At 47.7% G+C, this 902-nt stretch carries 1 protein-coding gene; it reads right to left on the reverse strand.

Annotated elements, in window-relative coordinates; all coding sequences use genetic code 11:
- Window positions 1-111: 111 nt before the first annotated feature.
- A complete protein-coding gene (locus ACRZ91_RS22165; protein WP_170471152.1) occupies window positions 112-411 on the reverse strand; it encodes a hypothetical protein in 300 nt (99 codons plus the stop codon).
- Between the last annotated feature and the right edge of the window lie 491 nt (window positions 412-902).

Raw genomic sequence — 902 nt, forward strand, 5'->3', positions numbered from 1 at the left:
AGCATGATTGAGCATGTTAAAACCCAATCCTATTACGAGGTTTGAATGTCTGAGCTTACCGGTACTCAAATTTGATCACGACTGGTGCTTTCGAGATACACAGCGACCAGATTACAGTGCGCCTTCGTCGCCCAGGAACTCGATACCAGCTGTCGCACCATCCGTGTAAGCAATACAATTCCAAGGAGCACGATCCTCACCAACGCCGACAGTGACTTGTGTTCCAGCTTCGCTAAACGCGGACGAGAGCACAACCACTTGCGAATTGTTCGTGGTTTTGGCCACATCTCGCAAACATGCCTGCTGAGCGGGTGTGGGTTCGGCGGACGCGCTAGACGTACTCGTTTCGTCACATGCCGCAAGCAATGCAAACAAAGTTGTGCCTGCAATCATCACTGTCTTTTTGGTCATTTTCTTCTCCATCAGGGTCCATCGAATCTAGTGAAATTGGATGCTCCTTTGTGAAGCGTCCGCTTCTACTCAGCCAATTGAGCACAGCTCGATCCGGTGCTTACCTATCTCAAAGATTTGTCGCCAACGGATTGGTCGGGGGAACGATATCGAGTTGATTGCCGGGGCCGATAACAACGTGGGTCAAATAAAGCTTAGTCGAATTCGCATGTTTGAATCTTATTTTTCATAAATCAACATTTTTTCCGCGCGTAAATTTCGCTACCTTTTTGAAAGATAGGTTTTTGGCGTTCAAACAAAAATAGAAGGCGGGAAAACCCAGAAGGGCGAAGGCGTGCTTTTGGGTCCGCGAGGCGTTCTGAGGTCGCACAGAAACTAAGAAAGGATTGAAAAATGGGATTTGGTGAAGCCGTTAAGACGTGTTTTTCGAAATACTTCCAGTTCTCTGGTCGGGCTTTACGCTCAGAATACTGGTGGTTCTTCTTGTTCGT

This window comes from Ruegeria sp. O11 (genome assembly GCF_056535285.1).